General features: G+C 67.1%; 19 protein-coding genes. 9 read left to right on the top strand and 10 right to left on the bottom strand.

Annotated elements, in window-relative coordinates:
* Positions 1 to 57: 57 nt before the first annotated feature.
* Positions 58 to 816, bottom strand: a complete 759-nt coding sequence (locus HW532_RS03990) for a sulfite exporter TauE/SafE family protein (protein ID WP_213163171.1) — start codon at positions 814 to 816, stop codon at positions 58 to 60.
* 301 nt (positions 817 to 1,117) lie between these two features.
* Here HW532_RS03990 and HW532_RS03985 point away from each other — a divergent pair, with 301 nt between their 5' ends.
* Positions 1,118 to 1,564: a cell wall hydrolase gene (locus HW532_RS03985; protein ID WP_213163170.1), complete on the top strand. Its 447-nt coding sequence runs from the start codon at positions 1,118 to 1,120 to the stop codon at positions 1,562 to 1,564.
* Between the two features lie 95 nt (positions 1,565 to 1,659).
* On the opposite strand, the gene HW532_RS22345 is transcribed toward HW532_RS03985, so the two are convergent.
* The 3 genes from HW532_RS22345 to HW532_RS03970 form a co-directional block, all read right to left on the bottom strand.
* Positions 1,660 to 3,150, bottom strand: a complete 1,491-nt coding sequence (locus HW532_RS22345) for a calcium-binding protein (protein ID WP_213163169.1) — start codon at positions 3,148 to 3,150, stop codon at positions 1,660 to 1,662.
* A gap of 78 nt (positions 3,151 to 3,228) precedes the next feature.
* Complete coding sequence (locus HW532_RS03975) at positions 3,229 to 4,962, bottom strand: calcium-binding protein (protein ID WP_213163168.1); 1,734 nt, start codon at positions 4,960 to 4,962, stop codon at positions 3,229 to 3,231.
* A gap of 252 nt (positions 4,963 to 5,214) precedes the next feature.
* Positions 5,215 to 6,021 carry a mechanosensitive ion channel family protein gene (locus HW532_RS03970; protein WP_213163167.1) on the bottom strand — a complete coding sequence of 269 codons (807 nt, stop codon included), beginning with the start codon at positions 6,019 to 6,021 and terminating at the stop codon, positions 5,215 to 5,217.
* Positions 6,022 to 6,334: 313 nt separating this feature from the next.
* On the opposite strand from HW532_RS03970, the gene HW532_RS03965 reads away from it, so the two are divergent.
* From HW532_RS03965 to HW532_RS03940, 6 genes are all read left to right on the top strand, one after another.
* Entirely contained in the window at positions 6,335 to 7,612 is a 1,278-nt protein-coding gene (locus tag HW532_RS03965) for an efflux RND transporter periplasmic adaptor subunit (protein WP_246479522.1), read from the top strand.
* A gap of 12 nt (positions 7,613 to 7,624) precedes the next feature.
* Complete coding sequence (locus HW532_RS03960) at positions 7,625 to 8,341, top strand: ABC transporter ATP-binding protein (RefSeq protein WP_213163166.1); 717 nt, start codon at positions 7,625 to 7,627, stop codon at positions 8,339 to 8,341.
* Entirely contained in the window at positions 8,341 to 9,546 is a 1,206-nt protein-coding gene (locus tag HW532_RS03955) for an ABC transporter permease (protein ID WP_213164407.1), read from the top strand. Before HW532_RS03960 ends, HW532_RS03955 begins: the two co-directional genes overlap by 1 nt.
* A gap of 149 nt (positions 9,547 to 9,695) precedes the next feature.
* Complete coding sequence (locus tag HW532_RS03950; RefSeq protein ID WP_213163165.1) at positions 9,696 to 10,667, top strand: 1-phosphofructokinase family hexose kinase; 972 nt, start codon at positions 9,696 to 9,698, stop codon at positions 10,665 to 10,667.
* A gap of 14 nt (positions 10,668 to 10,681) precedes the next feature.
* Complete coding sequence (locus HW532_RS03945; RefSeq protein WP_213163164.1) at positions 10,682 to 10,999, top strand: F0F1 ATP synthase subunit gamma; 318 nt, start codon at positions 10,682 to 10,684, stop codon at positions 10,997 to 10,999.
* 173 nt (positions 11,000 to 11,172) lie between these two features.
* On the top strand, positions 11,173 to 11,865 hold the full coding sequence (locus HW532_RS03940; RefSeq protein WP_213163163.1) for a CBS domain-containing protein: 693 nt from the start codon (positions 11,173 to 11,175) through the stop codon (positions 11,863 to 11,865).
* A gap of 36 nt (positions 11,866 to 11,901) precedes the next feature.
* Here HW532_RS03940 and HW532_RS03935 read toward each other — a convergent pair whose 3' ends face one another.
* From HW532_RS03935 to ehuB, 5 genes are all read right to left on the bottom strand, one after another.
* A complete protein-coding gene (locus HW532_RS03935) occupies positions 11,902 to 12,627 on the bottom strand; it encodes a GntR family transcriptional regulator (RefSeq protein WP_213163162.1) in 726 nt (241 codons plus the stop codon).
* Complete coding sequence (gene ehuA / locus HW532_RS03930) at positions 12,624 to 13,400, bottom strand: ectoine/hydroxyectoine ABC transporter ATP-binding protein EhuA (protein WP_281397154.1); 777 nt, start codon at positions 13,398 to 13,400, stop codon at positions 12,624 to 12,626. Before ehuA ends, HW532_RS03935 begins: the two co-directional genes overlap by 4 nt.
* A gap of 4 nt (positions 13,401 to 13,404) precedes the next feature.
* Positions 13,405 to 14,067 (bottom strand): ectoine/hydroxyectoine ABC transporter permease subunit EhuD, encoded by a 663-nt coding sequence (gene ehuD, locus HW532_RS03925; RefSeq protein WP_213163161.1) that lies wholly within the window; start codon positions 14,065 to 14,067, stop codon positions 13,405 to 13,407.
* Positions 14,068 to 14,071: 4 nt separating this feature from the next.
* The gene (ehuC, locus tag HW532_RS03920) at positions 14,072 to 14,797 is read right to left on the bottom strand and encodes an ectoine/hydroxyectoine ABC transporter permease subunit EhuC (protein ID WP_213163160.1); all 726 of its coding nucleotides are present in this window, start codon (positions 14,795 to 14,797) and stop codon (positions 14,072 to 14,074) included.
* Positions 14,798 to 14,924: 127 nt separating this feature from the next.
* Positions 14,925 to 15,788 (bottom strand): ectoine/hydroxyectoine ABC transporter substrate-binding protein EhuB, encoded by an 864-nt coding sequence (gene ehuB / locus HW532_RS03915; RefSeq protein WP_213163159.1) that lies wholly within the window; start codon positions 15,786 to 15,788, stop codon positions 14,925 to 14,927.
* A 262-nt stretch (positions 15,789 to 16,050) separates the two neighbouring features.
* On the opposite strand from ehuB, the gene HW532_RS03910 reads away from it, so the two are divergent.
* Positions 16,051 to 17,253 carry a M24 family metallopeptidase gene (locus HW532_RS03910; RefSeq protein ID WP_246479513.1) on the top strand — a complete coding sequence of 401 codons (1,203 nt, stop codon included), beginning with the start codon at positions 16,051 to 16,053 and terminating at the stop codon, positions 17,251 to 17,253.
* A 7-nt stretch (positions 17,254 to 17,260) separates the two neighbouring features.
* On the opposite strand, the gene HW532_RS03905 is transcribed toward HW532_RS03910, so the two are convergent.
* A complete protein-coding gene (locus HW532_RS03905; RefSeq protein ID WP_246479512.1) occupies positions 17,261 to 18,208 on the bottom strand; it encodes a LysR family transcriptional regulator in 948 nt (315 codons plus the stop codon).
* 103 nt (positions 18,209 to 18,311) lie between these two features.
* Between HW532_RS03905 and HW532_RS03900 the strand changes: the two genes are divergently transcribed.
* Positions 18,312 to 19,172: an alpha/beta fold hydrolase gene (locus HW532_RS03900; protein ID WP_213163158.1), complete on the top strand. Its 861-nt coding sequence runs from the start codon at positions 18,312 to 18,314 to the stop codon at positions 19,170 to 19,172.
* Positions 19,173 to 19,223 lie beyond the last annotated feature (51 nt).

Below are 19,223 nucleotides of genomic sequence, written 5' to 3'. Positions count from 1 at the left end.
CCGGACTTGCCCGAGATTGTATTTACGGCATCGATAAGACAATCCCGAATGACCCCCTCAGCGCAGGCCGCGCACGATGAGGCCCACCGCGACGCCCGACAGAAGCACATAGATGAGGGCGCGCAGTTGCTTCTCGGACACGCGGTTGCGCAGACGCTGGCCGATCATCTGGCCGCCGATGGAGGGCAGGGTGCACAGCGAGGCGGCGACGAGCTCCTCGCGATTGTAGTAACCGAGCACGGTCAGTCCTCCCGACAGGATCGCGGTGGACATGAGGAACATGACCGAGGTGATGAGCGCGAAGAGCCGGCGCTCCAGCCCGTAGGCCGTGAAGACGAGGAGCGAGGGGAAGCCGACGAATGAGGTCGTGCCCGCGGCGAGCCCGGAGAGCAACCCGCTGCCGGCGAGGATGCCGCGTGCCGGCGGATGTGTCAGGGCTGGTCTGAGGCCGAGCGACTGGGTCGTGACGAAGACGAGGATCAGTGCGCCGATAAGGACGAGCAGCACCGCCTGGTCGACGCGGGCGAGCGCCTGGAGCCCGACGACCATGCCGGCGGCAAGCGGCAGATAGAAGATCCAGTAATGCGTTGCGTCGCGCCATTCGTGCCGGTTCTGCACGAGCTGGACGATGTTGGAGACGAAGACGGGAACGGTGGAGATGGCGAGCGCGGCCGGAACCGGCAGGACGAAGCTCGACAGCGGGATCGTCACGAGCGGCTGGCCGAAGGCGGCAGCCCCTTTTACGGTGCCGCCGAGAAGATAGATGGCGGCGAGCAGGAGGAGCGTTTCCGGGGTCAGGATGTCGGATGCGGTCATGATGCGGTCATGATGCGGTCGATGGGGCGGGCGTGGCGGAGCCGGGCCTGTGCCGGCGTTCCGGAGCTGATGGCGGGATGCGGACGGGCCGGCCTCAGGCGGCGCGGTGTCGGTGCCGGGGCAGCATAGCCGATCTGCCCGGCGAGGGAAGCCGGTCTGCGTCCGGACATGAAATCGCCACATTTTTGACGATTTAGCGTGGCGAGGATATCGTCTGGGTAATCGATCCGTCCCGAGGGGAAAATCAGTGGCACGAGATCGCCGATGGCGCCTTTGCGCCGTTCTTTCGCTGGCTGCCGCCATGCCGGCCCTTGCAGCCTGTTCAGGCGTGCATGTGGAGCCCGCATCCGCGCCAGCCACGAGCGAGGACCTGAGGGAGATCGCCTCCGCGGAGGCGCGCGAGTGCATGACGCGCGCCATGTATTTCGAGGCAAACCGCTCCAGCCGCGAAGGGCAGCTCGCCGTCGGCACGGTCGTGATGAACCGGGTGGCCTCGCCCAAGTTCCCGAACACGGTCTGCGGTGTCGTCGGCCAGCGCGGCCAGTTCGCGCCGGGTGTTCTGACCCGGCCCATGAACGAGAAGGCCCGCAAGGAGATCGAGGCGGTGGCCGACGAGGTGCTCGCCGGCAAGCGCCATGGCCCGGTCGAGGACGCCAAGTTCTTCCATCAGGAAGGCCTGACCTTCTCCTACGACAACATGCACTATGTGACGGTCGCTGGCGGCAACGCCTTCTACAAGAAGCTGTAGCGGCGGCGGAGACAGACAACGGCGCAACCCGGCCTTTGCGGATCGCGCCGTCTTGTCTCTCATGCCCTGTGCGTCCAGCCCCGGGGAGATGCCTCCTACAGGACGAAGTCGTCCTCGCCGAGCGGGGCCTCGACGTCGCTCAGGCGGACGTCGAAATCGGCCATGCCGTTACCGGTCGTGTCGATCTCGACATGGGTGTCCGTGCCGTCCTCGACCAGCCGCAGTTCGCCGGCCGCGCCGCTGAACTCGCCATAACCGACGAAGGAGAGGTCCATCGGATCGGTGTCATCCGGGTCGGCCCGGAAGTCGCCGAGGTCGATCTTGTCGCCCTCGGCGGAGGAGAAATCCTCGATGGTGTCGAGCGAATTGAGAGAGCCGGGCCCCGTCTCGTTGAAGCTCTCATGGGCGAATTCGTAGACGAAGGTGTCGGCGCCGGCGCCGCCGGAGAGCGTGTCGCCCTGGCCACCGCCATGGAGAACGTCGTCGCCGCCCCGTCCTGACAGGGTGTCGCTGCCGCCGCTGCCGGAGAGTGCGTTGCCGCCGTCATCGCCGGCGATCGCATCGTCCCGGAAGCTTCCCACCACATTCTCGATATTCACGAGCGTATCGCCCTCCGCGTCACCGCCCGAGGCGGTGCCGGCCGCGAGGTCGACATCGATGGCCTCGGGCCGCGGATTGAGGCCGTCGTCGTAACGCACGGTGTCCGTGCCCGCGCCGCCGTCCATGTGATCGGCCCCGAACGAGCCGGAAAGCTCGTTGTCGCCCTCGTCGCCGACCAGAACGTCGTCCTCGAGCGTGCCCCGGACATTCTCCACATTGCGGATCACATCGCCTTCGGCCTCCCCGCCGGACCCCGTGCCGGATGCAAGGTCGACCGAAACGCCGACATAGTCTTCGCCGTTGAAGGAGGCGTCGAACCGGACGGTGTCCGTGCCGGTGCCGCCATCGATGAAATCGGCGCCAGCCCCGCCATTGAGGATATCGTCGCCAGCGCCGCCCCTGAGCACATCCGCGCCCGCGCCGCCGATCCGGTCGTCGCCGTACAGCATGTCGTCACCGCCGCCGCCGGCAACGATGTCGTCGCCGCCTCCGCCGAAGATCGCCTCGTCGGCGTCGCTGCCGGTGATGACGTCGTCGAAGGCCGTTGCCTCGACGCTCTCGATGCTGTGCAGCACGTCGCCCTCGGCATGGCCGCCCAGGCCTGTGCCGCTCGCGAGATCGACGACGATGCCGGCATCGGATTCGGTGTATCTCACCGTATCGTCGCCATCGCCGCCCTTGAGGACGTCGGCCCCGGGATCGCCGTAGAAGATCTCCCTGTCGTCGCCGCCCAGGAGGGTGTCGTCGCCGGCTCCGCCGCGGATCCGGCCGCCGCCGTCGCCCACGACGATCAGGTCGTCGCCGTCGCCACCATCGATGAAATCGTAGTTGCCGCGGCCATAGATGATGTCGTGGCCGCCGAGGCCGTCAATGGTGTCGCTCCCGTCGGTGCCGATCAGGATGTCATCGCCGTCCGTGCCCTCGATTGCGGCGGCGGGGGCCATGTCGCTGGCGGGTGTCGCGGATCTGTTCGTTGAAGATGCCATGGTCGTTCCTCCTCATTTCTACCGCCCTCGCACGTCTGGCGGCGGTTTGAGCAAAGTCCGATGGCCCCCCAGCGCGGGTTACAGGATGAAGTCGTCTTCCCCGAGCGGTTCCTGGATATCGCTCAGGCGGACGTCGAAATCGGCCATGCCGTCGCCGGTCGTGTCGATCTCGACATGGGTGTCCGTGCCGTCCTCGACCAGCCGCAGCTCGCCGGCCGCGCCGCTGAACTCGCCATAGCCGATGAAGGAGAGGTCGGTCGGCTCGGCGTCGTCGTAGCCGGCATGGAAACCCGAGAGGTCGATGCGATCTCCGTCGGCTGAGGAGAAATCGCGGATGGTATCCATGTCGTTTCCGCCGCTCTCCGGCGCATAGTCGTAGACGAAGCTGTCAGCGCCGGCGCCGCCGGTCAGTGTGTCGCTGCCACGGCCGCCCGTGAGTGTATCGTCGCCTTCGCCGCCATGGAGGCCATCCCGGCCGTCCCGGCCCGTCAGCACATTGTCGCCTGCGTCGCCCGTCAGGCTGTCGTCGAAATGGCTCCCGGTCACGTTCTCGATGCTGACGAGAGTGTCGCCGGCGGCATCGCCGCCCGATGTCCTGCCGGTCTCCAGATTGACCACGACACCGCGTTCGAGGGCGTCGCCGCGGTGATACTCCACCGTATCGGAGCCTTCGCCGCCGTCGATGTAATCCGTGCCGTTATAGCCGGAAAAGGTGTTGTCGTTCCCGTCGCCCAGCAGGACATCGTCATAGGGTGTGGCGACTACATTCTCGATGTTCCGGAAGGTCTCGCCCTCCTCGATCTCGCCGCCGGAGGCTGTCTGCGCCTCCAGATCGATGGTCACGCCGCCTTCGCCGCCGCTGAAGGGGAAGAAGGAGAGGGTGTCGGAGCCCTCTCCGCCGTCGATGTGGTCGACGCCGTCGCGCCCCTCGAAGAGATCGTCGCCCGCGCCCCCCTGGAGAATGTCGTCCCCATCGCCGCCGATCAGGTGATCGTCGCCGCCGCCGCCGCGGATCGTGTCGTCGCCCTCCAAACCGAACAGGTCCTCATTGCCGTCGCCGCCTGTCAGCCGGTCGTCGAAGTTGCTGCCGCGCACCTTCTCGATGCTGCGATAGACGTCGCCTTCCGCGTAGCCGCCGCGTCCGATGCCATGGGCGAGATCGACCGTCACGGCGTCCGGCGACGAGCGGTAATCGAGATAGTCCTCGCCCTCTCCGCCGTCGAGCAGGTCGGCGCCGGCATCGCCATAGAGGATGTCCTGGCCGCCACGGCCCATGAGCACGTCGTTGCCGTCGCCGCCGACGAGATTGTCGGTCATGCCGCTGCCGATCAGCACGTCGTCGCCCGCGCCGCCGCGCAACTGGTCGCCGTCGGCATCGCCGGGCGTGCCGTCGGAGTGATTGTCATGGCCGCTGATCAGCGTGTCGTTTCCGTCGCCGCCATAGAGGTAATCGTTGCCATAGCCGGAGATGAGCACATCGTCGCCCGCATCCCCGTAGAGCCGGTCGTCCCACCAGCCGTCGCCGTCGTCGGTGTTGAGCCAGTCATTGCCGTCGCCGCCCAGAATGGCGTCGCTCCCGCCACCTCCGGTGATCGTGTCGTTGCCGCCATGGCCGTAGATCGTGTCGCTTTCCGGCGTGCCGGCGATCTCGTCGTCGCCTTCGGTGCCGTCTATGGTCTCGAGCGGATCGCTGCCGGCCTGTCCTTCATCCGAACCGTCATCGTAAGCGGCCGTGGACCACGAGATACCGGTGTCGGACTGGGAGGCGAAGTCGAAAGCCGGGGTCGAACGGGTGTCGAGCGGCGAGGCCATGGTCAGCTCTCCTCGGTCTGGTCGCTGGTGCGAATGGACGTCGATCGGGGCTCAATGGCGAGTAGTTTACCCAAAGGTAGCACGGGGCTGCGCAGGCCGCACCCGGAATTTGTCAGTGTGCGTCATTTTTTGATGCCGCCGGCCGGCAGGCGGTGACGGAAGGAAAGCCGGCCCTGCCTGTTGGGGCAGGGCCGGCCTTGTCGTGCGGACAATCGGTCCCCGGTCCGGGAGCGGCCCGGACCCGGCGCGCCGTCAGGCGGTCTTCTGGATCTCGACGGAATGCGGGTAGGGGATGGAGATCCCGTTCTTGTCGAAGGCCTCCTTGACCTGCTTCGTCATGTCGAATTTGAGGTCCCAGTAATCGCCGGCGTCGCACCAGAGCCGGACCCCGAGATCGACGGAGGACTCGCCCAGATTGACCACGCGCACCCAGGGGGCCGGGTCCTTGTGCACCCGCTTGTCGCCTGTGGCGAGGTCGGTGATGACGGACATCGCCTTGTCGGCATCGTCGCCATAGTCGATCCCGAAGCCGAGATCGAGCCGCCGGGTCGGATGGGCGGAATAGTTGGTGATGACTGATCCCCAGGCCTTGCCGTTCGGCATGACGATCTGGACGTTGTCCGGCGTCACGAGCTCGGTGGTGAAGAGATTGACGTCCTTCACGGTGCCGGCGGTTCCCCCGATATCCACATACTGATTGAGCCGGTAGGGCCGGAAGATTACCAGCATGACGCCCGCGGCGAGGTCGGCGAGCGTGCCCTGCAGCGCGAAGCCGACAGCCAGCGTGGCGGCACCGAGAACCGCCACGAGGCTCGTCGCCTCGAACCCGAAGAGCTGGAGCACGGCGATCACGACCGCGATCAGGACCAGCCATTTCACGATAGAGGCGAAGAACACGCCCAGCGTGTCGTCGATACGGGAGTTGCGCGTCACGCTGCGCCGCACGAAGGCGCTCAGCGCGCCGGCGACGATCCAGCCGACGACAAGAAACAGAAGCGCCTTGATGGCGCTGACGACGAGCGGGCCATAGGCGCCCAGCTGTTCGGAAATCCCCTCCATCCCGATCCTCCATTGCTGACGGGGTGACAATGCCCCAAAGGATTTCGCGGCACACCCGTGGAAAAGGTGTGGGCCTGTGCGAGCCACAACCCAGTCTAGAGGCAAGTGCTGAAGTCACAAACCGTGTTCTTTTTGCGCAGCATTGACGATATGGCGTGTGCCGGCCCGGACGGCTTGCGACAACAAGGGCGGAGACAGCGGGAGCGGGGCCTGCAAGACTGGCGGGGCGCCCGCGAATTGACGTGGGTCAACGTGCCATGGCGCCGTCGTCGGCTATCGACGGCATCGGTAGCAGGACAGGGATGTTGGGTTCGTGAGCGGATCGTCCGATCGACAGCGGGATGAGGATATCGAGGCTCTCCTCGGGGCCGAGGACGCCGCCGCCTCCGGCTGGATGCGGCGCGGGCCCGTGCGATGGATCGCCATAGGCCTCGCGGCACTGGCGCTCGCCGGCGCGTGGTGGGTTTTCGGCAACGGGTCGGGCACGGTGCGCTATGTCACCGAACCCGTGACGCGCGGCGACCTGACGGTGATCGTCACGGCGACGGGCGCGATCCAGCCGACCGAGAAGGTCGATGTCTCCAGCGAGCTTTCCGGCATCGTCCGAAAGGTCTTCGTCGACTACAATTCGACCGTGACGGCCGGCCAGGAACTCGCCGAGCTCGATACCGACAAGCTCGAGGCGACCGTCGATAGCTCCCGCGCGCGGCTCGCCGCGGCCAAGGCGGCAGTCGGGCTCGCCCAGGCGACGGTGACGGAGAAGCAGCGCGTCCTGGAGCGCAAGAGATCGCTCGCCGGCCAGCAATTCGCCTCCGTGGAGGATCTCGACCTCGCGCAGGCCGAATACGACCGCGCGGTCGCCTCGCTCGACAGTGCGCGTGCCGATGTCGGCGTGGCGCAGGCGGAGCTCGAGCTTGCCGAAACCGATCTTCAGAAGGCCTGCATCTGCTCGCCCATCGACGGTGTGGTGCTGACGCGCGACGTCGATCCGGGCCAGACCGTCGCCTCATCGCTGCAGGCGCCGGTCCTGTTCTCCATCGCCGAGGACCTGACGCAGATGGAGCTGCGCGTCGATGTCGACGAGGCCGATGTCGGGCAGGTGACGGCGGGCCAGACGGCGAGCTTCACGGTCGACGCCTTCTCCGGGCGGCGGTTCCCGGCATCCATCCGCTATATCCGCTATGCGTCGGAAACCATCCAGGGCGTCGTGACCTACAAGGCCGTGCTCGACATCGACAATTCGGAGCTCCTGCTTCGACCCGGCATGACCGCGACGGCGGAGATCACCGTGAACGAGATCGACGATGCCCTGTTGATCCCGAATGCGGCGTTGCGATATGCGCCCGTCGCGGAGGAGGAGGAAGACAGCGGGAGCTTCGTCGACAGGCTCCTGCCGAGACCGCGCTTCCGATCCGCGAGCAAGCCGGAGGAGGAGGGCCGGAACCGGAGCGTCTGGGTGCTGCAGGAGGGCGCGCCCCGGGAGGTCGAGATCGTCACCGGCGCGAGCGACGGCGAATTCACCGAGGTCACGGGCGGCGCGCTGGAACCCGGCGATCCGGTGATCGTCGACGAGACGGCGGCGGACCGGTAGGAGGCGCAGGCGGTGAACGGGACGGACACCGGGCCGCCGCTCATCGAGCTGCGCGGCGTGACCAAGGTCTATGGCAGCGGGCCGGCGGCGGTCCATGCCCTCGACGGCGTCGATCTCAGGATCGCGGACGAGGAGTTCGTCGCCATCATGGGGCCGTCGGGGTCCGGCAAGTCGACGGCCATGAACATTGTCGGCTGTCTCGATACGCCGACGGCAGGGGACTATCTCCTCAAGGGGTACGAGGTGGGCCGGCTCGGGCGCAACCGGCGCGCCCTGATCCGCCGCCACCTGCTCGGCTTCGTGTTCCAGGGGTTCAACCTTCTGGCCCGGACATCGGCGCTGGAGAATGTGGAGCTTCCGCTGATCTATCGCGGCGTGCCCGCCGCCGAGAGGCGCAGGCTCGCGACCCGCGCGCTCGCCCGGGTCGGGCTTGGGGGGCGCGAGCGCCACAGCTCCGCGGAGCTCTCCGGCGGCCAGCAGCAGCGCGTGGCCATCGCGCGGGCCATCGTCACCGAGCCGCGCGTCCTGCTCGCCGACGAGCCGACCGGCAATCTCGACACCAAGACCAGCCGGGAGATCATGGATCTGGTGACCAGTCTCAACCGCGACCAGCGCATGACGGTTGTCATGGTCACCCACGAGACGGACATCGCCGATTATGCCCGGCGCGTCGTCCGCTTCGTGGATGGCCGTATCGAGAGCGACCGGCCGAACCGGGAGACTGCATGATGCTTCTGGAGGCGGTCAGACTGGCCCTGCAGGCGATCCGGCGGAACGCGCTGCGCTCCTTCCTGACGGTTCTCGGCATCGTCATAGGCGTCGGCGCGGTGATCGCCATGGTGACCATCGGCAATGGCACCACGGCCAAGGTGACCGCCGATCTCGCCAAGCTCGGCTCGAACCTCCTGGCGGTGCGTCCGGGACAGCTGGGGCCGGGGCGTGCGAGCGCGGACGCCCCGGCCTTCGATGTCCGCGACGTCGAGGCGATGAGGAGGCAGCTTCACGGCGTGAAGGCCGTCGCGCCCGTGGCCCAGAAATCGGCGACGGCCATTCATGGCGCGGAGAGCCGCGTGACCGTCGCGGTGGGCACGGACAACGACTATTTCATCACCCAGGACTGGTCGCTCGTTACGGGCCGACAGTTCTTCGAAAGCGAACTCAGATCGGGCCGCGCGGTCTGCATCCTCGGCGAGACGGTGCGCGACGAGCTGTTCGGCCAGACGGACCCGCTCAGGCGCAATATCCGCCTCGGCAACGTATCCTGCGAGGTGGTCGGGCTTCTGGAGCCCAAGGGCCAGTCGAGCTTCGGCACCGATCAGGACGACGTCGTGGTCATTCCGCTGCGGACCTATCAGCGGCGCCTGGCGGGCAATACGGACATTCCCCGCATCATGGTCTCCGCCATGGATGGCGTGGATACGGAGAAGGTCCAGATCGATATCGAGCGGATGCTGCGCGAGCGCCGGCACATCACGCATGGCGAGGACGACGACTTCACCGTGCTCGACATGAAGCAGATCGTGCAGACGACGGCCGGCACGACCGCCATGCTGACCGGGCTGCTCGGCGCGGTGGCGGCGGTGAGCCTGCTCGTTGGCGGAATCGGCATCATGAACATCATGCTCGTCTCCGTCACCGAGAGGACGCGGGAGATCGGCATCCGGCTCGCGATCGGCGCGCTGGAATGGCAGGTGCTGTCCCAGTTTCTCGTCGAGGCGGTCGTGCTGTCGCTGTTCGGCGGGCTGGCCGGCATCCTCCTGGGGCTCGGCCTGGCGCTTCTCGCCACGCAGACGATGGGCGTTCCCTTCATTGTGGATCCGGGCATCGTCCTGACTGCCTTTGCCTTTTCCGCACTGGTGGGGATCGTCTTCGGCTATTTCCCTGCACGCCGCGCCGCGCACCTCAATCCCATAGAGGCGCTGCGCCACGAATGACGGCGCGGCGCGGGGAGGTGGCTCCGACCTGCGGGCACAGTGCGGCTTGACCTGCATCAATGAGGGGACAAGCCCGACCCGTCTTCAATGGCCTCATGCCCGCCCCGGGCCGGCCGACGAGGGACAAGGCAAGGAGGAGAACGCCGCTCATGACAGCGTCCGACAGCGGCACGGTTCTCGCCGTCGCCCTCAATCCGGCCATCGACATGTCCAGCGAGACGGAGACGGTCCACCCGACCCGGAAGATCAGGACCTCCGGCGAACGCTACGATCCCGGTGGCGGCGGCATCAATGTCGCGCGTGTTGCCGCAGAGCTCGGCGGCAGGCCCGAGGCGCTCTTCCTGGCGGGCGGGGCGACGGGCGCGCTGCTGGAGGATCTGCTCGACGGCGCCGGCATCGCCTGCCATCCGGTCCCCATAGCGGGCTCGACGCGGATCTCGTTCACCGTTCACGAACGTGCCACCGATCTCGAATACCGCTTCGTTCCCGAAGGGCCCACGGTGACGCCTGCGGAGATCGAGCCGTGCCTCGATGTCCTGCGCGCCGGCCGGCACGGCTATGTCGCGGCGAGCGGCTCCATGCCGAGGGGCGCGCCTGCCGACACGCTCGCCCGCATGGCGCGTATCGTGGCGGCACGCGGCGGCAGGTTCGTGCTCGACACATCGGGCGAGGCCCTGCGCGCCACGCTGGAGCATGCGCGGGTCTTCCTCGTGAAGCCGAGCCGTGGAGAGCTCGAGGCGCTCGTGGGCCACGAGCTCGACGAGCGGGGCATCCGCGAGGCGGCCACGGATCTCGTGCGGCGCGGGGCGGCGGAGTTCGTCGCGGTGAGCCTTGGCGCGGAGGGCGCGCTGCTGGCCGATGGCCGCCATGTCCTGCGCATGCCGGCGCTCCATGTGCCGGTGCGCTCCGCGGTCGGGGCGGGCGACAGCTTCGTCGGCGCCATGGTGTTCGCGCTCGCGGAGGGCAAATCGCCGGAGGATGCCTTCTGCCTCGGCATGGCGGCGGGCGCCGCGGCGGTTCTCACCCCCGGCACCGAGCTTTGTCGGCGTGCGGATGTGCTGAGGCTCCACGAGGAGCTGTGCAGCACCTGTCCACGCCACAGGATCGGCATGGAGGTGTGAGGACGGGTCGCGGCATGGCGGAGGCTCTTCCAGAGGATCGGACGGATCCGGCGAAGGCGGGCCGGGTCGTCGCGGCGCACGGCTCCGTGGTCGACCTCCACGAACGGCGGATCGGCGAATATCTCTTCGCGCTCATGACCGAGGCGGCGATCGAGTCCATTGCCAGCGAGACTGCCGCCCGGTTCGCCACCATGAGCGCCGCCCACGAGACTGTCTCCGACAAGGTGGACGAGCTTCGCCAGGAGGCCCGTCAGGCGCGCCAGTCCGAGATCGCCACGGAACTGCTCGATCCGGTGACCGGCGCGGACGCCCAGCTTGGCGACTCACGGTGACGGGTCTTATCCTCGGCGCGGGGGGCGGCCGGTCCGGCGGTGCGCTGGTGAGCGTTGATCGATATCAACGACCGGCGGCCTGCCGGGCGCATAGGCTTGTCCCACCCACCCGGACCCGGCCCGGGCGATTCACGGTCGGCAGAACCCATTCAGCTCCTGGGAGACGAGAGACGATGAAAGCCAGTGATGTCATGACGGTCGGAGCGGCCAGTGTCCATCCCGACACCAGCGTGGCGGAGGCGGCGCGCATCATGCTTCAGCACCGGATCAGCGGGCTGCCGGTCGTGGACAAGGAGGGCAAGCTTCTCGGCATGGTCACGGAAGGCGATTTCCTGCGCCGCGCCGAGATCGGCACCGAGCAGGAGCGTCCGCGCTGGCTGGAGCTGTGGCTGAGCGCGGGCGAGCTGGCGCAGGAATATGTGCACGCCCATGCCCGCAAGGTCGAGGACGTGATGACCCACGACGTCGTGACCGTGAAGCCGGACACGCCGCTCAGCGAGGCGGTGGAGTTGATGGAGCGCCACGATTTCAAGCGCCTGCCGGTCGTGCGCGACGGCAAGGTGGTCGGCATTGTGAGCCGCGCCAACCTGTTGCTCGCCCTGTCGCGGCGCGTTCCCGACCTCTCCGGCGTCGCGGTCGACGACCTGGCGATCCGCGAGGGCATTCTCGACGAGTTGAAGAAGCAGGACTGGGCCCCGGCGACCACACTCGACATTGTGGTCCATGACGGCGCGGTGGAGCTGCGCGGCACCGTGATGGACCAGCGCGTGCGCGAGGCCGTGCGCGTGGTGGCGGAGAACGCGCCCGGCGTGAAGTCCGTGACCGACAACATCCAGGTCATCCCCTATACGACCGGCTGGGTCTGATCGCCATGACGAAATGGGGGCGTACGCTCCCGTCCCTCAGTCGCCGGCCCTCGAATAGCGCGCGATGCGCATGAAGCTCATGGAGATGTGACTGCGCCGGATATGGCCGACGGCCGCGAGGTCGCCGATTTCCATGGCGGCGAGGATATCCGCCATTTCGCGGCGGAAGATCGAGGCCTCGTCGGCGAGGTTCAGGCGCGGTACGGACTGGAGCCAGATCCGGAAGGTCTGGAAATAGAGGCGCTCGGTGATCTCGCGCAGCGGCAGATTGCCGATCATGGCGGAGATCTCGTGGAAGAACGCCATGTTGAGCCGTGCGAAGGCCTTGATATCCGGCACCGGCTCCTCAGACAGCGCGTCGCAATGCTCAAGCAGGGCGCGGATGCGGGCGAAATCCTCTTTCCCGCGCTCAAGCGGCGACAGCCGCCCGATGAGCACGGCGAGCTCCATGCGGAGCTGGAAGACCTGTTCCAGCTCGTCGAGGCCCACATCGGTGACGATGGTGCCCACGCCGTGGCGCGATTGCACCAGGCCCTCCACCTCGAGCCTCGTCAGCACGCGGCGCAGCGGGGTTCGGCTGACCTTGAACTCCTCCGCCAGCTCCTCTTCCGACAGCCGGGCGCCCGGCGGATATTCCAGGAGGCAGATCCGGTCGCGCAGGCCGTGATAGATGCGTTCGAACCGCTTGCGGGCATCGGAGGTGGCCGGCCTGGCGCCCGGATCGCCCGGGTGGAACAGCGGCGCAATGTCGGCGAAATTCATGTGGCTTCCAGAACCGCGCTCAGGAACTGGCGCGTGCGTTCGTTCTCCGGCGCGGAGAACAGCTCGTCCGGCTTGCCCTCCTCCACGATCCGGCCGCCATAGAAGAAGCACACCCGGTCGGCGAACTCCTTGGCGAAGCCCATCTGGTGGGTGACCATCAGCATGGTGAGATTGTGTTCGGTGCCGAGCTTGCGGATGACGTTGAGCACCTCGCCCACGAGCTCGGGGTCGAGTGCGGAGGTCACCTCGTCGAACAGCATGATCTTGGGCCGCATGGCGAGCGCGCGGGCAATGGCGACGCGCTGTTGCTGGCCGCCGGAGAGCTGGGAGGGATAGTGGTCGAGCTTGTCGCCCAGCCCCACCATCTCCAGAAGCTCCGCGGCGCGCTCGCGTGCCTCCGCCTTCGACAGCCCCAGCACGGTGACCGGAGCCTCCATGCAGTTCTTGATCGCCGTCATGTGCGGGAACAGGTTGAAGTGCTGAAACACCATGCCGATCTTGCCGCGCATGCGCCGCAGATGGCGCTGGTCGGCGGGCACGAGCTGGCCGTTCTTCTCCATGTGGGTCAAGGGCTCGCCATCCACATAGATGACGCCGTCATTGATGCGCTCAAGCGTCATCAGCATGCGCAGCACGGTGGTCTTGCCCGAGCCGGAGGGCCCGATGATGGCGACCTTCTCGTCGGGCGCGATGTCGAGATCGAGGCTGTCGAGCACGACCAGCGGCCCGTACGCCTTGGTGACCTTCTCGAAGCGGACCATGGGCTCCGCCATTGCGTCAGCCTCCTCTGCGATATTTGAGCCAGTATTCGACCCGGCGCACGCCGGCGGCCGCGATCAGGCTGAACACCAGGAAGAACACGCCGACCAGCGTGATCGGCTCGGTATAGCGGAAATTCTCCGAGCCGAGGATCTTCGCCGTCTGCATGAGCTCCAGAACGGCGATGGCCGACAGGAGCGGCGTCTCCTTGAACAGCGCCACGAAGTAGTTGCCGAGGGCGGGCACGACCGGCGGAATGGCCTGCGGGATGATGATGTCGCGGAAGGTGTGATAGGGGCTCAGATTCAGCGCCGTGGAGGCCTCCCACTGCCCGCGCGGAATATTCTCCAGCCCGGCGCGGTACACCTCCGAGCAGTAGCTGCCGTAATGCATGCCGAGCGCGAGGATGCCGGCGGTCATGGCGCCGAGCGTCACGCCGAATTCCGGCAGCACGAAATAGATGAAGAAGATCTGGATGAGCAGCGGCGTGGAGCGCACGAACTCCACGAAGCCGGCCGTCGGCACGGAGATCCAGGCGGCCTGCGACATGCGCATGACGGCGAGCAGGAGCCCGAAGGTTGCCGCCAGCGCGAAGCCGAGAACAGTCGCCTCGATGGTGATGATCGAGGCTCTCGCCAGTATGGGGAGGATCTCCCAGCTATAGCTCCAGTCCCAGAACATGGCCTCACGCCCTCCCGCGCGACAGCCCGCGCGAAGCCAGATGCTCCAGCGTGCGCATGCCGATGGTGATGAGGGTTGCGATGGCGAGATAGATGACCAGCACGATGGTGAAGATCTCCACCGTGCGATAGGTCGTCTGGTTCATCTGCTGGGCCTTGAAGGCGAGGTCGGAGATGGTGATCAGCGAGACCAGCGCCGTCGCCTTCAGGAGCTCGATGAAGAGATTGCCCCAGGGCGGGATCATGGCGACGACGGCCTGGGGCAGAATGACCCGCCTGAGCGCCTCCATGCGCGTCATGTTGAGCGCGACGGTCGCCTCCCACTGGCCTCGGGGCACGGCATTGATCGCGCCGCGCACGACCTCCGCGCCATAAGCCCCGACATTGAGGCCGAGCGCGACGATGGCCACCGTGATCGGTTCCAGCAGGATCCCGAAATGGGGCAGCACGAAGAATAGCCAGAAGAGCTGGACGAGGGCGGATGTGCCGCGAAACACCTCGATGTAGCCGACCGCCAGCCAGCGCACCGGCGCCGGCCCGTACATCTTCGCCGCCGCCGCGATCAGCGCCATCGCCACTGCGAGCAGGCAGCCCCCCAGCGTGATCTCGATGGTGATCGCCGCCCCGTCGAGCAGCCCGGGCAGGAAGACCCGGAAGTCGGCGAAGGTGGCGACCACGATCCCCGCCGTGAAGGCGAGAATGGCGCAGACGACCAGGGACCTCTGCAGCATGGCCGTGGTGCTTTCCTAATATCCGCGCGCGCCTCTCACCCTGTGATCGCTTGCGCGATGGGGGGAATGACCCACATCCGATCGCCCTGCCATCGAGGGGGAGGTGTGAAGCCTTTGCGGATCGGGATCACTCGCCCGCGCAGAGCTCTTCCGTCGTCTTGTTCGGCAGATAGCCCTTGCCGAAGCCGAACGGGGTGACGAGCGCGATGTGCTCCTCGGAACCGACGAATTTCTTCAGCTCCGCGTTGAACGCCTCGTAGAGCGCCTTGTCCTCCTTGCGGAAGGCGAAGCCGCCATGGCCCTTCACCGACTTGCCGGCGACCTCGCCGAACGGCTCGGTCGACTCCACGCCGTCGTTCTTCTCCGCCATGTTGGCGATCGAGTTCGCCGTCAGCGCGGCGGCGTTGGCGCGGCCGGCCTGCACCGCCTTAACGAGGCTCGCCTGGTCGGGCAGGATGACGAGCTGGGACTGGTCGATCCCGGCATCCTTGGCATAGCCGGCCTCCACCGCGCCGGCCATGACGGCGAGCTTCAGGTCGCCATTGTCCGCGATGGACGAATAGTCCTCGATGCCCTCCGGATTGCCTTCCTTGACCAGGAAGGCCTGGCCGATGCCGTAGGACGGCTCGGAGAACTGCACCTGCTCGCAGCGCTTCGGCGTGATGAACATACCCGCGGCGATGATGTCGAAGCGGCCGGCCTGGAGCCCGGGGATGAGCGAGCCGAACTCGGTCAGCACGCCGTCGACTTCCGGAATGCCCATCTTGGTGAGAATGGCCTTGGCCACCTCCGGCGCCTCGCCGGTGAGCTCGCCGGACGGCGTGGCATAGCCATAGGGCGCCTCGTTGGCGAAGCCGACCCGGATATAGCCGTTCTCCTTCGCCTTCTCCAATGTCGATTGCGCGTGGGCGGCGCCCGTCGCGGCGATGGCGGCCGCGCCGGCAATGGCCGCGATGACGAGGCGCCGGGTGAAACGGATCGTGTGGTTCATGACTGCCCTCCCTTGAATTGCCGCGGTCCGGAAGCGGAAGGTCGCGTCGACAAGGTTCCCCCGCGACCGCCTCCGCATGGTCCGATCACGAAAAAGGCAGTGTGCCACGCATTCAGGGTCCGCGCAATATATGTATACAACAGAATCCTTCACTGCGTCTGTTGACACGAACGAGCGCAGGATCTGATGATTTTCCGGTTTAGATGTGCACAACAATGGGGCCGGCAATCCGTGCGGGATATCGGCGAGGGAGATTTCGACAATGCAGGCGGATACTGTCTTTGCCGCGGAGGAGTTCAGGGCTCGGCTCCAGGCCGTGCGCACGGAGATGGCGGCACGCGACATCGATATCGCGCTCCTCTCCACGCCGGAGAATATCTACTACCTCACCGGCCTCGACCATTGGGGCTATTTCGCCCCGCATCTGCTCATGGTGCCAGCGGATGGGGAGATGGTGCTGATCACCCGCGCCATGGAGCGGGTGACCATCGCCAATCAGGTGAGGAATGCGCGCTTCGAGGGCCATGACGACAGCGAGACGGCGGCCGACATGGCCGTGCGGCTCCTGCGCGACCGCTCCACGAAGACGGCGCTCGGGGCTGGTGCGGTGGAGATGGTGGCGGACGCCGTTCCGGGCGAGCCGCGCGCGCTTGCCATGGGGATCGAGAGCTGGTCGGCGGGGCTGCCGCATGGGCTCGCGCTGGCGCTGAAGGACGCCTTGCCCCATGTCGCCTGGCGCGACGTGACCGGAATGGTCGACCGGCTGCGGCTGGTGAAAAGCCCGGCGGAGCGCGACTTCATGCGCATGGCCGCGCGGGTGTCGGATGCCGCCTGCGCCGCCGCCGTGGAGACGATCCGTGCCGGCGCGAGCGAGCGCGAGGTCGCCGCCGAATGCCATCGCGCCATGATCGCCGCCGGCGGCACCTTTCCGGGCTTCGGCCCCTTCATCCGCTCCACGGCGCGGCTCGGCGAGGAGCATACGAGCTGGACCGATGCCCGGATCGCGGATGGCGACGTGGTGTTCCTCGAACTGGCCGGCTGCGTGAACCGCTATCATGCGCCGCTTGGCCGGCTCGTCCATATCGGCCATGCGCCCGACGAGGCCTGTCGGATGGCGGATGTCTGCCGGCGCGCCTTCGATGCGGTGCTCGGTGCGCTCAGGCCCGGCGCGCGTGCCCACGAGGTCTATGCCGCCTGGCAGGGCGTGGTGGACGGGGCCGGGCTGTCCCACTACCGGCGCCACCATTGCGGCTACGCCGTCGGCATTGGTTTTCCGCCGAGCTGGACTGGCGGCAACACGGTGACGGGCCTTCGCCGTGACAGCGAGCTTGAGATCCTGGAGGGCATGACCTTCCACATCCTCTCCTGGCTCATGGGTACGGGGGCGGCGACTATTTCCTCTCCAACACCGTGCTCGTGGGCGGGGCGGGCCCGGAGGTCCTCACCCACGCGCCCATGGGCGTGACGGTGCGCTAACGGCGTCCGGCCGCCGTGCCCGTGCGAGCCGCTGCAGAGGGGCCTTCCGGCAGATCAGGAGGGTGCAGGCTGGCGATCGACGCCTTTCGTGCGATAGCCGTCCTCTTCGGCGATCTGCCGGACCAAGGCCCGAACCGCCCGCGATTGCGCGCTCTTTGCGATGCGGACGATGGTGGCGACGGGAGGCGGGGTGCGAACCCCTCCGTCAGCGCCTCCATGTCCGGGGCGAGATGGCGGGTGTTGAGGAGAGTGACGCCCAGTCCTGATCTGACAGCGCTCAGGATGCCCGACAGGCTTGCGCATCGCATGACGGTGGAGAAGCCGTGTGGCGGCAGGGGCGCGGTCTCCATCGCCCAGCGGCGATAGAAACAGCTTTCGCCGAAGGCAAGGAACGGGATCGGCTGGTCCGGGTCGATCTCCAGATCGCGGGACTTCACCCAGGCCAGGTCATCCTCGGACAGCAGAATGTCGTCCTGTCGCCGCTGGTCGAGGAAGAGCTGGAAGATCCCGGCATCGATCTCGCCCCGGTCGAGCTGCGTCGCGATCGTCAGGCTCTGGGACACCTCGGTGACGACCGTGACATCGGGCTGAAGCCGGGCAAAGCGGCCGAGCACACGGGCCAGGGCGCCATGGGTCGTCTCCTCGGTGACGCCGAGGCGGACCAGACCGTTCAGCGGATCCGTGCTGAGGCTGGCGACCGCCTCGTCATGCAGCGTCAGCATGCGGCGGGCGTAGCGAAGCAGGCGGTCCCCCTCGGGCGTGAAGGCCGGATGCCCCGGCCGCCGGTCGAGAAGCGCGCAGCCGAGCGCCTCTTCCAGGCGCCTGATCTTGTGGGACACCGCCGATTGCGACAGCGCCAGGCGATGCGCCGCCCGCGTCACCCCGCCATGATCCCTGATCGCACACAGCGCCTGAAGGGCGCCGATATCCAGTTTCGCTGCCATGTCGTCAACATGACTAATATCGCTGATTCAATCAAATCATTTCATTTTCGTCATGTTCGGGTGAGGCCTAGGGTGCGCTGGACATCCATGAACGGAGATCGAGATGGACAGCATCCTTGAACACCATGTCGTGATAGACGGAAACCGGCTGGCCTACGGGGTATACGGGCAGGGCGAGCCGGTCGTGCTGGTGCACGGGACGCCGTCCTCCTCGCTGATCTGGCGCAATGTGCTGCCGCCCCTGGTGGCGGCCGGCTACAAGGTGCATGTCTACGATCTGCTGGGCTACGGCGCGTCCGAGCGCCCGGTCGATCCCTCCATCGACACCTCGATCAGTGCCCAGGTTCCGATCCTTGAACGGCTGGTCGCCCATTGGGGGCTGGAGACCCTGCATCTCGTCGGCCATGACTTCGGCGGCGGCATCGCGCAGCGGTTCGGCGTGTTCAATCCCGGGCGGCTCCGCTCCCTCACGCTCATGGATTCGGTCTGTTTCGACAGCTCCCCGTCCAAGCGCACGCGCGAGCAGCTGGCGGCCGGGCTGGAAGCGTTGATCAAGACGCCGGACGAGGCACATCGCGCCCACTTCCGCGACTGGCTGTTGTCGGCGGTCTGCGACAAGCAGGCGCTGGCCGACGGTCCGCTCGAGACCTATGTGGAGATGATTTCGGGCCCGGTGGGGCAGGGCAGCTATTTCCAGCATCAGGCGCGCACCTACGAGACGAGACACACGATGGAGATCGCCGACCGGCTGCATGAGCTGGGGGCGCTGCCCGTCAAGATCATCTGGGGCGCCAACGACGCCTGGCAATCGCTCGATTGGGCGGAACGGCTGCAGGGCGCAATCCCCGGCGCGGAGTTGAGCGTGGTCGAAGAGGCCGGGCATTTCCTGCCGGAGGACCGGCCCGGCGAAGTCGCCGAGCTGCTGATCGCGTTCCTTGCGCAGGCGCGCCTTGCCGCGCAGTGATCCCTTGCGCCGGCGGGGCGGGGGCAGGTCCCGCCCCGTCCGGTGCCGGGT

It is taken from the genome of Kaustia mangrovi (assembly GCF_015482775.1).
GTDB lineage: Bacteria > Pseudomonadota > Alphaproteobacteria > Rhizobiales > Im1 > Kaustia > Kaustia mangrovi.
This window is presented reverse-complemented; position numbering and strand designations above follow the sequence as displayed.

Excerpts from the sequence above, each read along its gene's own strand:
- HW532_RS03970 (WP_213163167.1), bottom strand. The coding sequence starts at position 6,021 with ATGGAGGGGATTTCCGAACAGCTGGGCGCCTATGGCCCGCTCGTCGTC.
- HW532_RS03975 (WP_213163168.1), bottom strand. The coding sequence starts at position 4,962 with ATGGCCTCGCCGCTCGACACCCGTTCGACCCCGGCTTTCGACTTCGCC.
- HW532_RS03985 (WP_213163170.1), top strand. The coding sequence starts at position 1,118 with ATGCCGGCCCTTGCAGCCTGTTCAGGCGTGCATGTGGAGCCCGCATCC.
- ehuC (WP_213163160.1), bottom strand. The coding sequence starts at position 14,797 with ATGCTGCAGAGGTCCCTGGTCGTCTGCGCCATTCTCGCCTTCACGGCG.
- HW532_RS03910 (WP_246479513.1), top strand. The coding sequence starts at position 16,051 with ATGCAGGCGGATACTGTCTTTGCCGCGGAGGAGTTCAGGGCTCGGCTC.
- HW532_RS03955 (WP_213164407.1), top strand. The coding sequence starts at position 8,341 with ATGCTTCTGGAGGCGGTCAGACTGGCCCTGCAGGCGATCCGGCGGAAC.
- HW532_RS03935 (WP_213163162.1), bottom strand. The coding sequence starts at position 12,627 with ATGAATTTCGCCGACATTGCGCCGCTGTTCCACCCGGGCGATCCGGGC.
- HW532_RS03990 (WP_213163171.1), bottom strand. The coding sequence starts at position 816 with ATGACCGCATCCGACATCCTGACCCCGGAAACGCTCCTCCTGCTCGCC.
- HW532_RS03900 (WP_213163158.1), top strand. The coding sequence starts at position 18,312 with ATGGACAGCATCCTTGAACACCATGTCGTGATAGACGGAAACCGGCTG.
- HW532_RS03940 (WP_213163163.1), top strand. The coding sequence starts at position 11,173 with ATGAAAGCCAGTGATGTCATGACGGTCGGAGCGGCCAGTGTCCATCCC.
- HW532_RS03945 (WP_213163164.1), top strand. The coding sequence starts at position 10,682 with ATGGCGGAGGCTCTTCCAGAGGATCGGACGGATCCGGCGAAGGCGGGC.
- ehuA (WP_281397154.1), bottom strand. The coding sequence starts at position 13,400 with ATGGCGGAGCCCATGGTCCGCTTCGAGAAGGTCACCAAGGCGTACGGG.
- HW532_RS03905 (WP_246479512.1), bottom strand. The coding sequence starts at position 18,208 with ATGGCAGCGAAACTGGATATCGGCGCCCTTCAGGCGCTGTGTGCGATC.
- ehuD (WP_213163161.1), bottom strand. The coding sequence starts at position 14,067 with ATGTTCTGGGACTGGAGCTATAGCTGGGAGATCCTCCCCATACTGGCG.
- HW532_RS22345 (WP_213163169.1), bottom strand. The coding sequence starts at position 3,150 with ATGGCATCTTCAACGAACAGATCCGCGACACCCGCCAGCGACATGGCC.
- HW532_RS03950 (WP_213163165.1), top strand. The coding sequence starts at position 9,696 with ATGACAGCGTCCGACAGCGGCACGGTTCTCGCCGTCGCCCTCAATCCG.
- ehuB (WP_213163159.1), bottom strand. The coding sequence starts at position 15,788 with ATGAACCACACGATCCGTTTCACCCGGCGCCTCGTCATCGCGGCCATT.